The sequence below is a fragment of the Alkalilimnicola ehrlichii genome (genome assembly GCF_003399765.1).
In the GTDB taxonomy this organism is placed as follows: Bacteria; Pseudomonadota; Gammaproteobacteria; order Nitrococcales; family AK92; genus AK92.
In genome coordinates, this window is record NZ_NFZV01000024.1 from 1 (window position 1) to 16,578 (window position 16,578).

A 16,578-nucleotide genomic window follows, 5' to 3' on the forward strand; every position below is an offset into this window, starting at 1 on the left:
CATTCCGAACTCGGAAGTGAAACCGCTCAGCGCCGATGATAGTGCCGCCCCGCTGTGGTGCGAAAGTAGGTCATCGCCAGGCGCTTATCACCAAACCCCCTCCGCATACGCGGAGGGGGTTTTTTTATGCCCTCGATTCGTTAGTGCTCGGTCGCCTGGGTGTCCTTTCGCTTATCCCCCATGCGTTCTTCTATGGCGGCGGCCTCTCTTGAAGCCACCACGTTTGATCGCAACCTCTTTAACTGTTGTTTTACGGCGATAGCGAACGCGAATGGCCGTTCTACTTTAGTCACTCGTAGCGTGAACGACTTCCTACGGAGATCTGTTTATGGCTGGCGGCAGTGAGAGCTATCACGAGCCTTTGGAAGAGCTAAGCCGCGATACGCGACATATGCATCAGGCGCTCGTCTCGTTGCAGGAAGAACTGGAGGCGGTAGATTGGTATAGGCAACGTGCGGATGCCTGCGCGGACCCTGAGCTTAGGGATATTCTCCTGCATAACATGCGGGAAGAGATCGAGCACGCGTGCATGGTTCTTGAGTGGCTTCGGCGCCGTAATAAGGATTTTGCCGAGCATATGGAGACGTATTTGTTTACGCAGGAGTCAATTGTCGGTATCGAGGAAGCGGATACCGCGACACAAGCCCCGGCCGCCGGTTCGGCGCGTGAGGGCGAGAAGACATTAACTCGGCAGTTTACGATTGGCGATCTCAAACGGAGCTGAGATGGACTACCTTAACCGCGGTTCTGCACCGTTCTCCGATGACTTGTGGTCGATGATCGACTCGGCGGCCGCGAATGCGGCGGCCGACCTGTTGACTGGGCGGCGATTTCTAGAGGTTGAGGGGCCCTATGGCGTGGGCCTGACAGCAGTGGAGATCGGCGCGGACGAGTTCTGCCGGCAGCCGAAGCCGGACGAGGCCGGTGCCGTTCTGAGCCGAGCTGTGGCGGTACCGATGCTACGCAAGAGTTTTGGGTTAAGCGTGCGACGCTTGCAAGGCTATGCTCAGCTTGGACAGCCGTTAGATCTGACGCCGGTGGAAGATGCAGCAGAAGCGGTAGCGCGGCGGGAGGAAGAGTTCATTTACTACGGACAGCCGCAGTACGGTTTGGAAGGTTTATTGACGGCAGAAGGCCGACACGAGCTTAAGAGCAGTGATTGGGCAGAGGTCGAGCAGGCGTTGCACGATGTCCTGGCGGCAGTGAACAGATTGGACGCTAGTGGTTTCCACGGCCCGTACGCATTAGCGCTGTCGCCAAAACTCTACAATACCTTGTTCCGGCGTTATGAAGGCTCGGATATGCTTCAGCTGGAGCACTTGAAACGGCTGTGCGAATTAGGGGTGTTCAAAGCGGCGATCGAGGGTGCCGTTTTGATCGATCCCCATGTGGGTAAGCTGTTGATCGGACAAGATTTGATGACCGGTTACTCAAGCAACGATGGGATTCATCACCAACTGTTTGTGAGCGAAAGCCTCGTCCTAATGCTACACGACCCCGATGCCGTTTGTGTGTTAAAGCCGCCGACAGGTTAGGGCAGTGGCGGGTTCCGCAAGCATTAGGTTAGAGATCGCTCGGAGGCGGGTTGAGTTTGCGTGCCGTTGTCTACTGCGAAGGCCGGCGCTTGAGGATGCACGCTTGTACGACTTGGTTGGCCACTTGAATAGCGGTGCGCCGAGTCGGAAGCATCGAAACGATTATGCGCAACTGTTAGAGGTGGCGACGCCAGCGGACGATCTCAGAATTATTCGGACCAGCAAGCCGGCGAATTTGCGGTATCGGGCAGGGCAGTCGGCCAAGCTGGAGCTTTCCGGGGTCCGTAGGCGCTATTCCTTTGCGTCGATTCCTAACGACGAGTGGTTGGAGTTTTTCGTCGAGCTGCGCCCCGGCGGAAAGTTTTCCGAGCAGCTACGCGATGCGAAGCCGGGCGTTGAACTGCGCGTTGATGGGGTGAAGGGCAAGTTAAGCTTGCAGGAGGGGGCCCGTTACCACCTAATGGTAGCGACGGTGACAGGACTTAGTCCTCTGCTAAGTTTGCTACGCGATCACTGGACGTCCGAGACTTCGACTGAGCAGCGTTTTATCGTTTTGCAAGGGGCAAGCTATCGGAACGAGTTCGGCTATGCGCCTGTGCTGGCTGAGCTTGCGCACAAGCACTCCGGAGAGCTGCTTTACCTGCCGACCGTCAGTAGACCCGACGCTGAGGAGAATCGTGGCTGGGATGGGGCGACAGGCCGCGTAGAGCAATGGGTCGATCCGGTTATCGACAGCCTCGAGTTACGGCCTACCAATACGGCTATCTATGCCTGCGGACAGCCGGATATGGTGCAAGCCGTTAAGGCCCGCTACGAGGCTGGCGGATTCGTCGTGCGTACGGAACCTTACGACTGATTGAAGCGTATCCACCGTCGCTTTCAGCTTTCAAAGCCTGAAAGATGAATCTTTCGCAAGTTGCTCGGACTCCATTTACATAATCGTATCGCTATATGCCATAGAGCTTGTAGCATCTGTTAATGATCCCCACGTTCTTGCAGTGCGATATATTCGCCGCGGCTTATCAGCGGGCGCACTGCGGTAGAACCTCCGTTTTTCTTGCTTGTATCCCGCAAGCGGTTGTTTCCATGCCTCCCCTCGCGTCAGAGATCGTGGGCGGCCGTTTCCGGCGGCCGTTGTTGTTAACTCACCGATAGAGGGCTGTTTATGGAGAAAAGGTTATTCGATAGAAGCCTGTATCATTTCGTGCGGCGCTCGCCTGCTGCGGCAAGAAGGCTAAATCTGTTGCTTCCGATAAGTCTTGAGGGGCAGCGGTTGCTGGTTCCGCTACAGTATGGCGTCGGCGAGCAAAACCTTGTTGTGGGCCCGAAGGACGTAGCGTTATACCGAGTACTACAACATGTCATACCACGCACGCCTGGAGCGGTTGTGGATGTTGGGTGCAACGTTGGGCATTTTATGGAGCTGTGCGTGCTAGTAGACAGGAACCGCCGCTATGTGGGCGTGGATGTCAGCACGGCCTGTGTGAGCTATGTAGAAGCTTTTATTCGGGCGAACGCTCTGCAAGCCCACCAGGTTTTTCCGCTCGGTTTATCCGACGGCCCGGGATTCAACGGGTGTTCACCAATAGTCCTTTCGATGTCTGCGCGTCGTTAAGTGCTAACACATATTTGCCAGGAACCTTGGGTACCGGTGGCGTTGTGATTGTCGACACCGGGGATGCTTTTCTAGACCGTTTGGGTTTGACCGGCGTGGCGTTGATCAAAATCGATGTCGAAGGGCTTGAGCTGTCCGTGCTAAAGGGGTTGCGGGAGACGGTCGATCGTGAGCGGCCTTATCTTATTTTCGAAATCCTGGTTTATGCGCATCTTGCCCAGCGAGCGGGTAACGAGGCACAGAAAAAGCACGTGATGGAGCGGCGTAAGGAAGCCGCGTTAGGCTTAGAGCGGTTCTGTCGAGAGCAGGATTACGTTGTTTACCGGATGTTGTCGAACGGCGATTTGGAGTATCGCCGGGAGCTTGACCCTGGCGACTCGACCGACCTGATGGCGATGGATCATTTGGCTTTACCTAGAGAGAAGGCTGCTGATCTACTGGCCGGATACGGATACCGAATCGACATGCGTCCCGACCAAGCTGCCGCCTAAACAGGTAACTGATGCTTGCTAAGGTAGGCGTATTGCCTACACAATGCATCAGAAGATTCCTATATTCCTGCCATGCCTGCTATGTTGCAATAAGTAGGCTGGACAGCAGACCTTGGCAGGAAGCCGGGAAAGAAGTCGGTATTAGGAGCTCGCGAGGCGGGCCACCGTACTGGCTTTTACTCAGCAGTCTGTTAGTGCCATGGAACAAGGAGGACTTATTTATGGCGCGCACGGAGGGGATAGAAACAGGGATACAAAACAACCGCCCGACAGAGGCGGGGCTCCCTACGCATGCCGATTCCTTATTAGCGTATACCGACCACCTCCTTAATCTACTGAATGATGACGAAGCGAATTCCGCAGGCGATGACGCCTCTGCAGAACAGGAGGCGGATGCACGCGAGCGGCGTTTGAGTTAAGTAGTCATCGTGCTTTTGTCATGGCGGGCGGGGATATTCCGCCCGCAGTACTTAACGCTACCGAAGCTTGAATTCGATAGTGCCGGCTTTGTTGGGATAACGACCTGATTTGTCGGCATAGAAGTGCCGTATTTTAGTTAGGTCGTGTTGGGGGTCGCCGCTTACCATGAAGGGCTCGCCAATGCCCATTCGCTTTCGCCGGTAATCGATGTAAGCCAGCGCGACCGGGACTTCGGCCTCCTTCGCCATATAGTAAAAACCGCTTTTCCAGCATTCCGTATGCCCGCGTGTCCCTTCCGGGGTGATGGCCAGTATCAACTGCTGTCGTTGTCGGAAACGTTCCGCGAACTGAGTAATAAAGTTATGTCGTTCGCCACGGTTTACCGGGATACCGCCTAGGCGGCGGAATAGGGAACCCAGCGGCCAGCGGAACAAACTGTCTTTGCCCATCCAGTTAAGCTGGAGATTGAGCGCCATTTTACCGAGGTAGCCCCATGGAAAGTCCCAGTTAGACGTGTGGGGATAAACGACGAGAATGTACTTTTTAAGGGCCGGTTGTCCGGTTTCTACCTGCCAACCAAATAGGGCCAGAACCCGACGTGCAAAACGCTGGGATAGTTTTTCGCGCGTGGTGGTATGCATTGCTCTCTCAATTGACCGAGTGCAGGCAATAGCCTGCGTCGCTGTCTCCTGTAAGTGGAAGACAGCCGTCTCCTCCTTATTGTTGGCCTTTTATTATATTTAGGTTGTATGGCTTGTAATGTTAACTGTTGGGCTGTTCCGGTAGGTCCGTCGGTGCTATGGGGGGAAGGTTTGGCGAGTACGCGAGACGTCGTGTAATACCGCTTCGTCTCGCGTACCGGCGCCTTCCGAGAGGGGTCAGGCGCTTCCCGAACTTTGCGAAGGCCATAGGTCTCGCATATCTTTAGGTAGCATTCCTATCACTTCTTCAATTTCCCCTGGAGTGACTTTCTCGCTGAGCACGCGGAAAGTGGCTCGGATAGCCTCTTCGGCATCGATCTCTGGATGTCCGTCAAGTTTCTCTTCGACTCCCAAGATGAACTCGTCACGACGTACTTTTTCCGGAGTCTTGGCAGGATTCCAGTTTTCGTAGTAGATGCCTCGGACCAGGAGCGGCAGCTGTGCACCCAAGTCGGTTGCTTCTTCGACGGTTAAGCGATCGCGCAGCTGATGAAGTACCGCTCTAAGCGCAGCATAGGCGCGTTTTTCGGTATTGATGGTCTCTTCGCCGCCAAGCGATTTCAACCAATCGGCCGTTTGTTGCAAGGTGTGGTTGAACATAGCGGGTACGGACATAGGTCGACGTTCCTCCGTAAAGCAGGTTCGCGTGACCACCGGATTGCGGTTAGTACACCCTCCGGAGTCGGAGTCGTGCCTAGGCACTGTATGCATGCAAAGTTGCATTACCCTGCTAGCTGGGGATAATCCGCGCTCGCTCAAGGAGGCTGGGGCGCCTTTATTGCGGGCTCTACGGGTAAAGGCATTAGGCCGCGGGTGCGGAGGTTTCGTCTAGGATCCTTTGGGTGCTTGAATCTAAGCTGGCCTGCCCCTATGTCTCTTAGGTTACGAAGCCGTGAAGTTGATGTTTCGCTCTAGGGATGCGCGCTAAGTACTTGCTCTATCGAGGCCATTCGCGATTATCCACAATTCCTGTGGATAACTTTGTGGATAGACTTGGGAAACCTGCCCGAAAGCCCCGTCGTTATGGGCTTCTCGTTAAGTCGATGATAAATTGCACAGTCACAAAAAACTAATTAAAACAGTGTCTTGAATTTTTTCTGGTGTTGTGCGGGTTTGGCATAGCTCCGTTAGCCTTGGCAAGGGGAGCTGTGTGTACAACTTGTGTAACACCTGCGGCTCTGACAGGTGTTACAACGTGCAAAAGCGTCGTACGGCGCAAGTGCAAACGGTCTTTCTATTTGGAAACGCGGTTTCTGCCGCCTTTCTTCGCTCGATAAAGGGCTTCATCGGCCGCCTTGACGACCATGTCCGGTTGTCGGAGTTCATCGTTACGAGCCGCTACCCCGATGCTTATCGTCACGTGCGTCGTCTTAGGCTTAGCGCTCTTGCCGCTGCCACGCCGCTCGCGACCTCTCTTGCGGTCTGCAGGGCGATCGTTACTGCGCAGAACCAGAGCGTAATTGGCGATTTCTTCTCGTACGTTTTCTAGATACTCAAGCGAGTGCTCGATGCTCTTGCCGGGGAATACGATAGTGAATTCCTCGCCTCCATAGCGATACGCTTTGCCTCCACCGCCAACGCCGCGAATCCGGCTGGCGACCATCCGTAGAACCTGATCGCCGACATCGTGGCCGTAGGTGTCGTTGAACTTCTTAAAGTGATCGACATCGAGCATGGCGATGGTGTAGCGACGCCCCAATGCCGCCAAGCGTTCATTAAGCGCCCGCCGTCCCGGTAGGCCGGTAAGCTCGTCGCGATAAGCAATACGGTGAGTATGTAGGATGAGTCCGAGTGCAAGGGTCAGGCCCGCCGCCGTCATGAAGGCTTCGGGCACCATAATGGTACCGGCCCAGTTAGCAGCGATGGCAAACGGCAACAACAAAGCCAGAATGCTGCCGTCCAATACGGACTGTTCGCGCCATAGGCGCCAACTTAGGAGTCCTGCCACGAGCAACAGGGTAATGACGCCGAGATCCGGTAGCCGTATAGCTTCTATACCGAAGGGGAGGTAGTTGCCGGCTGCGCTAAGAAGCAATTCGGTTTTCTCCCCGCGAATGACCCAGCCAACAAAAATGACCTGGGCAAGCAGAAAACCGCTGCGAAGAATGCCGGATAAGTTGAGTAATCCTTTTTCTTTTAAAAAGGTGAAAATGGCGAAGTTGAGCGGCAACAGGATGCTACAGGCGGTAAAGATCACCGCTGCATGGAACGCGTCTATAGCGGCCGTGGTGGCGACGCTGTTCAGCGCCCAGTAGCCAAGGCCAAGTAAAAGCGCGAGGAAGAACACACGGCCTTGGTTGAATAACAACGCGATGCAGAGCGCCAGCAGACACGCCGAGTAGGGGATCGCCTGTAACAGAGGCTGCCAAGCCTGCGGCGTGGCGCGCAGGTAAGGAAGCATTAGGTAGGCGGCTAGCGTGAGAATGACTGGGATTAGCAGCGTACGCGTTAATAACGTGAGCAAACCGGACAAAGCCAGAAGCCTCCGTAAACCGGTGTTCCCCGAAATTCCGTTTCGGGAAGGTTGCACCTTGCAAGGATGAATGTTGCGGGTATTCCAGGATAACGGCCGGTAACCGAGCGACTTGAGGAAAGAGCGGATCGGCAGTGTGCGCGCGTTCACATCCTGGTCAACTTGTTTAACGAAAATCCCGACGATCGCCGATTTGTCGTGCCGGCGAGCCGGCCACAATAGCCCAGGCGGGCACTGGGCGCGTGACGACGCTTCCCATGCCGACAATGGCATGATCGCCAATGCTGACGCCGTCGGTAATCCCTGCGTTAGCGCCTACCCAGACATCGCTGCCAATCACGATTCCCGCTGAGCGTACCGGTTGTGTATTGATTGGACACTCCGGCGCCATACCGTGGTTAAAGGCGTAAATGCAGGTGTTCGCTGCTATCCGGGTATTGTCGCCAATACAGACGCCTTTGGCTCCTCCGTCGATTGATACCCGATGGTTGATGCTGACTGCCTTGCCTAAGCGTATCGGGCCATGGAGAAATGCCTCGGCGGCGATGCTGCAATTATCCCCCATGACGATGCCGCGGTTCGGCTCGGCAAATAAACGAGCCTCGGGCGCGACGAAACAGTTAGCGCCGATCGTCACGGTTTCTAAACGGCATAGCTCTTCTTGAATCGCTTGCTGCCAAGCGTGGGCCCAGGCCTGATGTTTAGGCTTGAGGGAGTAGTAAAGCCAGGGCATCCAGGATAAACGTCGTTTATGTTGGTCCCGGTACTCGTCGGTCATGGCTAATAAGTCGTTGTCGGATCGAAGAGGCCGCATTGTATAGCTCGTCGGCGCTGATGCGCCATCTCAGGATTCCAGGTTTTGCGCGATTGCCCCAATGCAGAAGCTAAAGGCGTGCGCGCGTTTCCTTGGTTGTGGCTTGCGGGAGAGGAGTGCTGATTGTGGGGATATCCGACCAGTCCCGTAGCTTCGCCCAGCGGGTATTGATAGCGGCTGGCTTGATAGCGCTGGTTGCGCTGTTTATTTATTTTCTTGGGCAACTGATCGACGTACTCCTGCTTGCCTTTGCCGGCGTACTGATCGCCGTTGCTATCGACGGTCTGACCCGCCTGGTAATGCGTTACCTTCCGCTCTCTCGGGCATGGGCGCTGCTTAGCGCGCTGGCCGGCATATTGCTATTGATTGGCGGTTTTGGGGCGTTAATAGGGCCGCAGATCGCGGAACAGCTTCCGCAACTGGTTCGGCAGCTGCCGGAGGCGGTGCGTGAGGTTACTCAGGCGTTGCGGCAACTGCCAGGCGGCGAGAATCTGCTACGGGAAGCCGAACAACCCGCTCAGTTTCTCAACGAGGAAATGCTGGCTCGTCTCGGTGGCGTCTTCTCCAGCGTTGCAGGCGCGTTCGCAGGGCTTCTGATCATGGCTTTGTTTGCGATCTATATCGCGCTGAACCCGAAGACCTACGTCGAACAGGTGCTGCGTTTGCTACCGAAGCAGCGGCGGACGCGGGTGGCCGAAGTGGCTGCCGCTCAGGGGCAAACCTTGCGTTTATGGTTGTTAAGCCGTTTAGTCTCGATGGTGTTTGTGGGGGCCGCGACCGCTATCGGTTTGAGTGTGCTAGGGGTACCGCTGGCGTTGACCTTGGGCCTGATCTCCGGGGTTTTGACGTTCATTCCCTATCTAGGGCCGATTCTTGCAGCAATACCGACGGTGTTGGTTGCGTTATTGGTTAGTCCGCAATTGGCCATGTATGCAGCGTTGCTCTATTTCGCGGTCGAGGCGGTGGAAAGCAACCTGTTGTATCCGCTTATCGCGAAAGGGGTGGTTCATTTGCCGCCCGCTTATACCCTGATTATCCAATTGGCGGGAGGAGCCGTGGCCGGATTGCCGGGAATTATCCTGGCGACACCGCTGGCGGTGGTCGCAGTGGTTGCGGTACAGATGCTCTATATCCAAGACGTTCTCGGCGAGGATGTCGAGGTTCTGGGCGAGTCGTAAGCCGAGTCTGCCGCTATGTCTGGTTTATTGTTCGAGCAGCTCTCGGGCGCCGACGACTTGGCCGTTGAAGCGCGACGGGCCGAGATCGAGTAGCTTTAACAACGCATCCGCCGTTAACGATGGCGGCGCGGCCCATTCCGTTACCGCCTGTGTCGGATAGATTTTTCGTACTGTTTCGGTGTCGCTGACCGGCGGGGAGAGGGAGACGCAAGCTACGGTACCGTTGAGTTCTGCCGCGAGCCCTTGCGTTAACCGATCAAGCCCTGCCTTGGCAACGCCGTAAGCAAGGTTGAGAAACCCCGTGCGGACGGCGGCGCCTGAACTGATGTTGACGATACAGCCGCGTGCTTCTTTTAGCGCGGGGAGCAGGTACCAGCAGCAGAGATAGGCCGAGGTGAGATTGGCCTCAAGCAGCGCACTCCAAAAGCCGGGGTTGACCGCCTCGAAACGACGCTCGTCGCCCATGTTTCCGGCATTGTTAACGAGTAAATCGAGCCGTTGCCCGTAGCGTGCCGTCAACTGCTCCGCTAGCTTATGGGCTTCTGCGGGTTGGCCTAAATCGGCGCTGAATACCCAGGCCTCCCCGCCCTGTCGGCGCACCGCCTCGGCGCAGATTTCCAGCCGCTGTTGATCGCGTGCCACCAGTCCGAGGCGCCAGCCGCGGCTTGCCAAGGCGAGGCTCATCGCCTGGCCGAGGCCGCGGCTGGCGCCGGTAACCAGTGCTACCGGCGCCTCTATGCTCATGGGCCTGCCCGTTGCTTGCTGCGCTCTTCCTTAGCCATGGGGCCAAAGTAAAGGAAACCGAAAATAAGCCACGCAGTCATGATAAAGGCCGTGAACAACAGCACGGCGACTGGTCCGAACTGCACAATCAAGGGCAAGGAGGCAGCCGTGAACAGGCCGCCGCCGACCACCGGTTCGAACAGCAATTGTTTATAGCCGAAACTTTGTAAGGCACCGGAGCGGTTTTGCGGGTCGGCCATACGCATCAGCAGAATGCCCGTTACGGTTACCCCCATCGATTGGCCGAAGTCGCCGATACCGCGCTCGAACCAATTGAACGGAATCAGGCGGGGTGCAAGAACGATAACGCAGAATAACGACCACAGAATGCCAGTCAGCGCGAGCAGTAAAAACGGGACGAGATGCTCGCCTAGTGCCATCAACGATAAGGTCGCTAAGGCGGCTACAATGGTAAAATCAAGCGCTGTGCCGGAGATCCGGCTCATTATACGGCGGCTGACATGTTCGCCAAGGCCTGCTCGGTCAATAGCGATTTGTAGAAAAACGCCGCCGAGCATGGCAAGGGGAAATAGCGGAACGTGGCGCATTAAAGCCGGCATGCCGGCTTGCTGTAGGGTGGCGGCTTCTAGCCAGATCAATGCTTGATGCAATAACCAGCCGATACCGATGGCAATCGCAACCAGTCCCAGGTGCAGCGATAAGGGGTCGGTGGCGCTTTGCTCCAGACGCTTATCTTGCTCCGCTTGCTTGATTTCCGCTTTGCTTAACGGTGCTGCCTTAGCCTGATCAAGCTCGGCACTCAGATCGATATCGCCGCGGCGGGCTGCCCAGTTAATGAGAATGGTGCCCAGGATCACGCCGGAGACCAAGCCGATAGTGGCCAGTCCTAGTGCCAGGTCGGCCCCTTCCGGAAACCCGAGTTCGGCAAAGGTTTCGGCCATACCTGCGGCTGTGCCATGGCCGCCCTCGAAACCGATTTCGATCAAGGCGCCGGCCATTGGCGGCAGCCCGAACAGCGGTGTGAGTACGAGTAGGGCAAGGATGATGCCGACGACATATTGGCCCCAGGCCATCGTTTGCCCGATCACGACCTGAGGGCCTGCCCGGTACCAGATCTCGCGGATGCCGGGGATGCGACTGCCTAGGAATAAGGCCGCAAACACGACATTAATGAGAATGCCGGGAAGACCGCGCCAGGCTTCCAGTGCCGTTGCAGGAAACAGCCCAGCGCCGAGCGCATCGATGCCGAGCCACTCCGCAAGGTTGCCAAGAATTTGCGGCCCTAGAAGCAGTGCTAAGACGCCGGCAATGATCGAGCCTGGCAGGAATAGCGAGCGAAACAGTTTTACTTTCGCACGGATCACATTAGCGATCAGCAGTAGAAACCCGATCAACAACACGGCGACGAAAACGTCTTGTAGGCTAAGCGCCACGAGCCCTCCGGTGATTTTTATTCGTTAGGGGAACGCGCGCCAATCCCCTTGCCCAGTTAGCCGTTCGGTAGGGTTGCGCGCGCCATGAAGGAGTAAGGGTATTATCCGGTGTTTCCTTCACGTTATCAGATGCGGCCCGGTAACGGCTAAGATAATCCTGATTTTTCCCCTAAGTATACTGCCGATATGCGATACTGCCGCGCTCTAATCAGTCTTGCCAGGCAACGGGAAATATCGTGCATTGCTCAATTTATAAAGGCCGTCGCAACGAAGACACCTATTTATTCATTCCTTGTAAGGATGATTTCTCCTCGGTGCCCGAGGCGGTACTAAAAGCGCTCGGCGAGCCGATCCACGTGATGGATTTGGTATTGACGCCTGAGCGACGGCTAGCGCGCTCTGAGGCGAAAGAGGTGTTGAGCGGTTTGTTGCATAAAGGTTGTTATGTACAGTTACCGCCGCGCGATGAGGAACTGCTGTAGCGGGAAGCGAATCAGTGTTTCGCGAGCGTAGCTTGAATAGCTTCCGCGTCGAGCGTCTCGTGCGCGAGTAAGGCCTGGGCGAGGGCTTCCAACTTGGCCCGGTGTTCTTGCAATAGGTTGGCGACCTGCTCGTCGATCTCGCCGAGCAGACGCACGATTTCCTCGTCGATCATGCGGGCGGTATGTTCGCTGAAGTCCGGCGGCTGGTTGATTTCCCGACCTAGGAAGACGTGATCTTCGCCGCGCCGAAAGGCGACAGGGCCTAAGCGCTTGTTCATTCCCCAGCGCGATACCATCCGTCGAGCCAGCGCTGTCGCTTGCTCCAGATCGGACTCGGCGCCGGTGCTGGTTTCGTTGAAGATCAAGCGCTCTGCGGCCCGGCCGCCGAGCATGACGGCAATTCTGTCGCGCAGGTAGCTATAGCGCACGTTGTAACGTTCTTCTTCAGGGGTTTGCTCGGTTACCCCCAGAGCGCGCCCACGCGGAAGAATGGTGACTTTATCCAGCGGGTCCGTGTTCGGTAATAACGCAGAGATCAAGGCGTGCCCCGACTCGTGATAGGCAACCACGCGTTTATCGGTTTCGCTCAAGCTGCCCTCGCGCTCCGCCCCGAGGACGATTTTGTCGCGCGCGTTGTCGAAATGCTCCATCGATACTTGTTGGTTGCGTTGACGCCCGGCTAACAGCGCGGCTTCGTTAGCGAGATTCTCAAGATCCGCGCCGGAGAAACCGATGGTGCGAGTTGCCAGTTTGCTAAGATCCACGTTATCAGCGAGCGGAATCCGTCGAGTGTGGACACGTAAAATGGCCTCTCTGGCTTTCTTATGCGGTTGATCGAGCGTGATTTTGCGATCAAAACGGCCGGGCCGCATTAGGGCCGGATCAAGGACATCGGGACGGTTGGTGGCAGCCAATACAATGACGGTTTGATGCTTCTCGAAGCCGTCCATTTCGTTAAGGATTTGGTTGAGTGTTTGTTCGCGCTCGTCATGGCCGCCGCCAACACCCGTGCCACGGGAGCGACCGATTGAGTCGATCTCGTCGATAAAGATGATCGCCGGCGCTTCTTCTTTCGCTTTCGCGAATAGATCGCGCACTCTGGCAGCGCCTACGCCGACGAACATTTCGATGAACTCGGAGCCGCTAATGCTGAAGAAGGGCACGTTCGCCTCGCCCGCGATGGCCTTTGCCATAAGGGTTTTTCCGGTGCCCGGCGGCCCCATCATCAGAACGCCTTTAGGAATTGAAGCGCCGAGGGACTGGTAGCGGCTGGGAGCCTTAAGGTAATCGATGATTTCCTTGAGGTCTTCTTTTGCATGGTCGGAACCGGCGACATCGTCCATCGTGATATCCGGCCGCTCCGCCTCGAAACGACGGGCCTTGGAGCGAGCCACGTTAAACGGCCCGCTCTGTCCGCCGGACATCATCCGATTTGCATGTAGATCAGGCCGGCGAACAATAGCCCGAGAATAAGAATCCAGGGTAAGAACATCGCAAGGGCCGATTGCCACCAGGCCGGCTCGGTGTCCTCGGCCGCGACCGCAACCCCATGCTCTTCGAGAAGCGGCATGAGATTAGGGTCGTCGAAGGGTGGCCGCGTGGTGGTAAACTGAGCCTCTCCCGGCGCGTCCGGATCGGCCAATACACCGCGGATCTCCTGATCGGCTATGGTAACTTGCCGCACCTCGCCCGCGCGTAACGCTTGCTTAAATTCGCTGTAGCTGATCGCATCCTGCTCCGGCTGCCCGGTTCCGGCGAGCCACAACAAGCCCAAGACCAAAATAGCCGCCAGCCAGATAAGGCCGCGCCAGCTGCCGCTCCCAGGCGGTGGGCTGCTATAGCGCGCGTCGTCGTCTCGCATCTCTGCTTCCGCTTCAGATTAGAAAGAGTAACGCGAGAATGGCGACAGCGAGTAGTAACGCTGCCAAGATTAAGTAGGTCGGCCGATTGCCTTCGTCTCGTACCAATTTGCTTGGATCTTGTTGCGTTGCATCGCGAGCCGTGTGGTGAGTGCTATCGGAGCCGTTGCGCCGGGCACCGTCGGTACCCGGCGCGTTCGAGCGATGCGTGTCAGACGGATGGTCCCGGGAGTTTCGTTCTGCCATGCTTGCTTCCCTCGTTGCAGTCTTAACATCGTGTCTGCAAACCTAATTTGGGGGAAGAGCGGGGACTAGCCAACAGTAGAATATAAGGTATTAGGAACTGTTGGCTTTTGTTATGCGCCTGTGTTGATGTTGCGAGCGTCCTACCGAGTTACCCAAGGCCTCCGCTGAGAACCACTAGCAAGCCAAACGGGAGTCGGCATGATTAGCGGCAAACTCGGCCGCAGCGCGAACGTCCTCGGGATCGAGTTCAGGGTGTTCGGCTAGCAAACGCTCGCAGTTTCGGTACTTTATCAAGGCGTCGATAATGCTGCGCACCGTCAGCTGCGTTCCACGAATATGCGGCTGTCCATCTAAGATATGTGGATCCGATGTAATGCGATCTATCACTGGTATCCCCTAGTTTCTTTATTTTCACGCCAGTCCTTGGCGTCTTCTTTAATTATCCAACCATCATCTGCAATGCAGTCAGGCCCCGGCTAACGGGCACCTAATGTAGTGTTAGCATCCGCCACTGACTATCGGGAAATGGCGGGTGTCATTGTCGGAAAATTCTGACAATGTCGGTAAATGGAAACCGTGACTCGTTTCTATAAAGGAAACACGCAAGCCGTGCGTACGTCACGGATCGGTTAGTGTTTCCTTAAAGGCGTTCAGTGTTGTAGATCGACTAGGATAGGATCGTGGTCGGATGCCCGAAAAGGGTCGGGAGCAAACAGGCCGGCCGCGTTATCCGGCCTGTCGTAACCGAGAAAAGGTGGCTCGTCGGCATTGATATGCCATACGTAAACGGCGGCCACGTCGGCGGCTAATGCTGGGGTAGCCAGGGCGTGATCCAGTCGCCCGGACTCGCCGCGGAAGACGTAACTGTAGCGTTGCGACGCGGGTAGGTGCGTCGCAATAAGATCCACGAACCCCGCTTCGCGAAGGGTGACGATCGGGTCTTCCCGAGCGTAGCTGTTCAAATCCCCGACGATCAGAAAGCGAGGCTCATCGTAGCGTCGCGATAAGTGGTCGATAAAACGCGATAAGGCGCGGGCTTGCTCAGTCCGGCGTTGATTCCAGCAGCCTTGACCGCGGTCGATATCGCCCTCCCGCGGGCAACGCGTTTTCGACTTGAAGTGGCCGGTAACGACGCCAAAGCGAATGTCCGTTTTTTCAGTCGCTGCAAACAACACCGCGAGCGCGGCCGCAGATGGGCGCTATCGGTATCGCTATAGCTATCGCTGAGCGGTTTGACGCGGGCAGGACGATAAATAAAGGCGACCTTTATCGCATCGTCGCCGCGGTCGGCGGAGCCGGCGACGGCTTGGTACTGTCGCGATTGCGGCAGGCCGTCGTTTAAATGCGCGATAAAGTCGTCGAGACTCTCGGAATCGTTCTCGATTTCCATTAGCGCGAGTATGTCCGCATCCAGGCCTTCGGCAACCGCGCGCAGTTTTGCTCGTTGCCGGTTAAGTTCATCCTCGGTAGCGGCGCCTCGCGCGCCTAGGCGGGTAAAGTAATTTTCCACGTTAAATGCCGCTATTCGAATTCGCTCGCCCGGCGGCGGTGGCGGTTCCGGCCGCGGGTTATCCGACTGAAATCGCGGCGGCTTGGTCGGATGCAGCCGGTAGTCGTTAAACGCATACGCCAACACGCCGGTTAACCCGGCGAGAGTGGAGCCGACGCGGCGCGTGCCGTCTTCGTCCAGGTAGGGAATGGGAGAGGGGAAAGCGCGATAACTGCCGTCGTCGAGGATAAGTACGCTACGGTCTTTTGCTTGCGGACCATCGCTGGTTGGGCGGTAGAGGCGTTGCTTAGCTAAGTGCAGCGTGCCGTAGCGGCCCAACTCGTAGTTTCCGGTAACGGTGAGCGTGTGCGGGAACGTCAGCAATAAGCCTTCCAATCGTTTCGCCTGCGCCGGAGTTAACGGCCAATGGGGGGTTAGGGCCGGCGGCAGTTGTTCGCGCGCGCACAACTCGATGCGGCTGACGCGCTGAAGCTGCGGTTGGCCTCTGAAATTGCCCGTTTGTGCGTGAACTTGTAGTTGGTTGCCCGGTTGAATGAGTTTTCTTTCGCGCGGCGGTACGTTGGGAAGATAAACAAAAATACCGGCGGGCGATCCTGCTTGCTTATCGTTATGCTGAATATAAAAGCCGTTCAGGCGATCGCGCCCGAGAAACTCGCCTGTTACCACCCCTTCCACGACAACCGTCTGCCCCTCAGTTAGCGCGTCGGTGCCGTAGCCTTTAATGGCATGGATGTCGGTGAGCGGCGCATGTGGGCATTCGGCTAACGCATGCGTTGCGAATAACGTAAGCGTTAAACAAAGCGCGAGGTTGATAATGCCTTTTATACTCGCCCGGTTCATCGTCAACGTGTCCCTTCGTTGTTGTTTTTTGGCGACTGTGCACTCGGAGGTGCCGACAAGCCCCGGCATCCCTTCCGTTATCCCCAATAAACCACCACTACAGCGTATTAATTGGCGATCCGTCCTAACGGAAGCGTGCCGCACGTCGATCAAGCTGGCAAGTGCCGAGGCGATCGAGCGTCTCGCAGACATGTTACTGCAGGACTACGAGCGGCAGACCGTTTAGGGCAAACTTCT

At 56.5% G+C, this 16,578-nt stretch carries 19 protein-coding genes; 7 read left to right on the forward strand and 12 right to left on the reverse strand.

Annotation, left to right across the window (positions count from 1 at the left end; all coding sequences use genetic code 11):
* Nucleotides 1-328 precede the first annotated feature (328 nt).
* The 5 genes from CAI21_RS17970 (at nucleotide 329) to CAI21_RS17990 (ending at nucleotide 4,060) form a co-directional block, all read left to right on the forward strand.
* Entirely contained in the window at nucleotides 329-724 is a 396-nt protein-coding gene (locus tag CAI21_RS17970; RefSeq protein WP_116303559.1) for an encapsulin-associated ferritin-like protein, read from the forward strand.
* A gap of 1 nt (nucleotide 725) precedes the next feature.
* The gene (locus CAI21_RS17975) at nucleotides 726-1,535 is read left to right on the forward strand and encodes a family 1 encapsulin nanocompartment shell protein (RefSeq protein ID WP_116303560.1); all 810 of its coding nucleotides are present in this window, start codon (nucleotides 726-728) and stop codon (nucleotides 1,533-1,535) included.
* Between the two features lie 103 nt (nucleotides 1,536-1,638).
* Nucleotides 1,639-2,391, forward strand: coding sequence for an FAD-binding oxidoreductase (locus tag CAI21_RS17980; protein ID WP_181919513.1), 753 nt, complete (start codon nucleotides 1,639-1,641; stop codon nucleotides 2,389-2,391).
* Nucleotides 2,392-3,110: 719 nt separating this feature from the next.
* Nucleotides 3,111-3,641 (forward strand): FkbM family methyltransferase, encoded by a 531-nt coding sequence (locus CAI21_RS17985; RefSeq protein WP_220348755.1) that lies wholly within the window; start codon nucleotides 3,111-3,113, stop codon nucleotides 3,639-3,641.
* Between the two features lie 221 nt (nucleotides 3,642-3,862).
* A complete protein-coding gene (locus CAI21_RS17990) occupies nucleotides 3,863-4,060 on the forward strand; it encodes a hypothetical protein (RefSeq protein ID WP_116303563.1) in 198 nt (65 codons plus the stop codon).
* A 57-nt stretch (nucleotides 4,061-4,117) separates the two neighbouring features.
* Here the strand turns inward: CAI21_RS17990 and CAI21_RS17995 are convergent, their stop codons facing one another.
* From CAI21_RS17995 to CAI21_RS25700, 4 genes are all read right to left on the reverse strand, one after another.
* Nucleotides 4,118-4,702, reverse strand: a complete 585-nt coding sequence (locus tag CAI21_RS17995; protein ID WP_116303564.1) for a 1-acyl-sn-glycerol-3-phosphate acyltransferase — start codon at nucleotides 4,700-4,702, stop codon at nucleotides 4,118-4,120.
* A 237-nt stretch (nucleotides 4,703-4,939) separates the two neighbouring features.
* Nucleotides 4,940-5,377 (reverse strand): DUF2267 domain-containing protein, encoded by a 438-nt coding sequence (locus CAI21_RS18000; RefSeq protein WP_116303565.1) that lies wholly within the window; start codon nucleotides 5,375-5,377, stop codon nucleotides 4,940-4,942.
* A 619-nt stretch (nucleotides 5,378-5,996) separates the two neighbouring features.
* Nucleotides 5,997-7,235: a GGDEF domain-containing protein gene (locus tag CAI21_RS18005; protein ID WP_181919514.1), complete on the reverse strand. Its 1,239-nt coding sequence runs from the start codon at nucleotides 7,233-7,235 to the stop codon at nucleotides 5,997-5,999.
* A gap of 166 nt (nucleotides 7,236-7,401) precedes the next feature.
* Nucleotides 7,402-8,049: an acyltransferase gene (locus CAI21_RS25700; protein ID WP_309544725.1), complete on the reverse strand. Its 648-nt coding sequence runs from the start codon at nucleotides 8,047-8,049 to the stop codon at nucleotides 7,402-7,404.
* Nucleotides 8,050-8,174: 125 nt separating this feature from the next.
* On the opposite strand from CAI21_RS25700, the gene CAI21_RS18015 reads away from it, so the two are divergent.
* On the forward strand, nucleotides 8,175-9,227 hold the full coding sequence (locus CAI21_RS18015; protein WP_181919515.1) for an AI-2E family transporter: 1,053 nt from the start codon (nucleotides 8,175-8,177) through the stop codon (nucleotides 9,225-9,227).
* Between the two features lie 24 nt (nucleotides 9,228-9,251).
* Here the strand turns inward: CAI21_RS18015 and CAI21_RS18020 are convergent, their stop codons facing one another.
* Nucleotides 9,252-9,971 (reverse strand): SDR family NAD(P)-dependent oxidoreductase, encoded by a 720-nt coding sequence (locus tag CAI21_RS18020; RefSeq protein ID WP_116303568.1) that lies wholly within the window; start codon nucleotides 9,969-9,971, stop codon nucleotides 9,252-9,254.
* Complete coding sequence (locus CAI21_RS18025; protein WP_116303569.1) at nucleotides 9,968-11,404, reverse strand: sodium/glutamate symporter; 1,437 nt, start codon at nucleotides 11,402-11,404, stop codon at nucleotides 9,968-9,970. The genes CAI21_RS18020 and CAI21_RS18025 overlap by 4 nt, the downstream gene beginning before the upstream one ends.
* 236 nt (nucleotides 11,405-11,640) lie before the next feature.
* Here CAI21_RS18025 and CAI21_RS18030 point away from each other — a divergent pair, with 236 nt between their 5' ends.
* Nucleotides 11,641-11,886, forward strand: a complete 246-nt coding sequence (locus CAI21_RS18030; RefSeq protein ID WP_116303570.1) for a YcgL domain-containing protein — start codon at nucleotides 11,641-11,643, stop codon at nucleotides 11,884-11,886.
* A gap of 11 nt (nucleotides 11,887-11,897) precedes the next feature.
* On the opposite strand, the gene ftsH is transcribed toward CAI21_RS18030, so the two are convergent.
* The 6 genes from ftsH to CAI21_RS25225 form a co-directional block, all read right to left on the reverse strand.
* Complete coding sequence (gene ftsH / locus CAI21_RS18035) at nucleotides 11,898-13,280, reverse strand: ATP-dependent zinc metalloprotease FtsH (RefSeq protein ID WP_258868992.1); 1,383 nt, start codon at nucleotides 13,278-13,280, stop codon at nucleotides 11,898-11,900.
* A 29-nt stretch (nucleotides 13,281-13,309) separates the two neighbouring features.
* The gene (locus CAI21_RS25220) at nucleotides 13,310-13,747 is read right to left on the reverse strand and encodes an ATP-dependent metallopeptidase FtsH/Yme1/Tma family protein (protein ID WP_258868993.1); all 438 of its coding nucleotides are present in this window, start codon (nucleotides 13,745-13,747) and stop codon (nucleotides 13,310-13,312) included.
* A gap of 13 nt (nucleotides 13,748-13,760) precedes the next feature.
* Nucleotides 13,761-13,991: a hypothetical protein gene (locus CAI21_RS18040; RefSeq protein ID WP_116303571.1), complete on the reverse strand. Its 231-nt coding sequence runs from the start codon at nucleotides 13,989-13,991 to the stop codon at nucleotides 13,761-13,763.
* 174 nt (nucleotides 13,992-14,165) lie between these two features.
* Nucleotides 14,166-14,378: a DUF433 domain-containing protein gene (locus tag CAI21_RS18045; protein ID WP_181919516.1), complete on the reverse strand. Its 213-nt coding sequence runs from the start codon at nucleotides 14,376-14,378 to the stop codon at nucleotides 14,166-14,168.
* 263 nt (nucleotides 14,379-14,641) lie between these two features.
* Complete coding sequence (locus CAI21_RS23335) at nucleotides 14,642-15,073, reverse strand: endonuclease/exonuclease/phosphatase family protein (protein WP_258868995.1); 432 nt, start codon at nucleotides 15,071-15,073, stop codon at nucleotides 14,642-14,644.
* Nucleotides 14,965-16,533: a hypothetical protein gene (locus tag CAI21_RS25225; RefSeq protein WP_147305167.1), complete on the reverse strand. Its 1,569-nt coding sequence runs from the start codon at nucleotides 16,531-16,533 to the stop codon at nucleotides 14,965-14,967. Before CAI21_RS25225 ends, CAI21_RS23335 begins: the two co-directional genes overlap by 109 nt.
* Nucleotides 16,534-16,578: the final 45 nt, after the last annotated feature.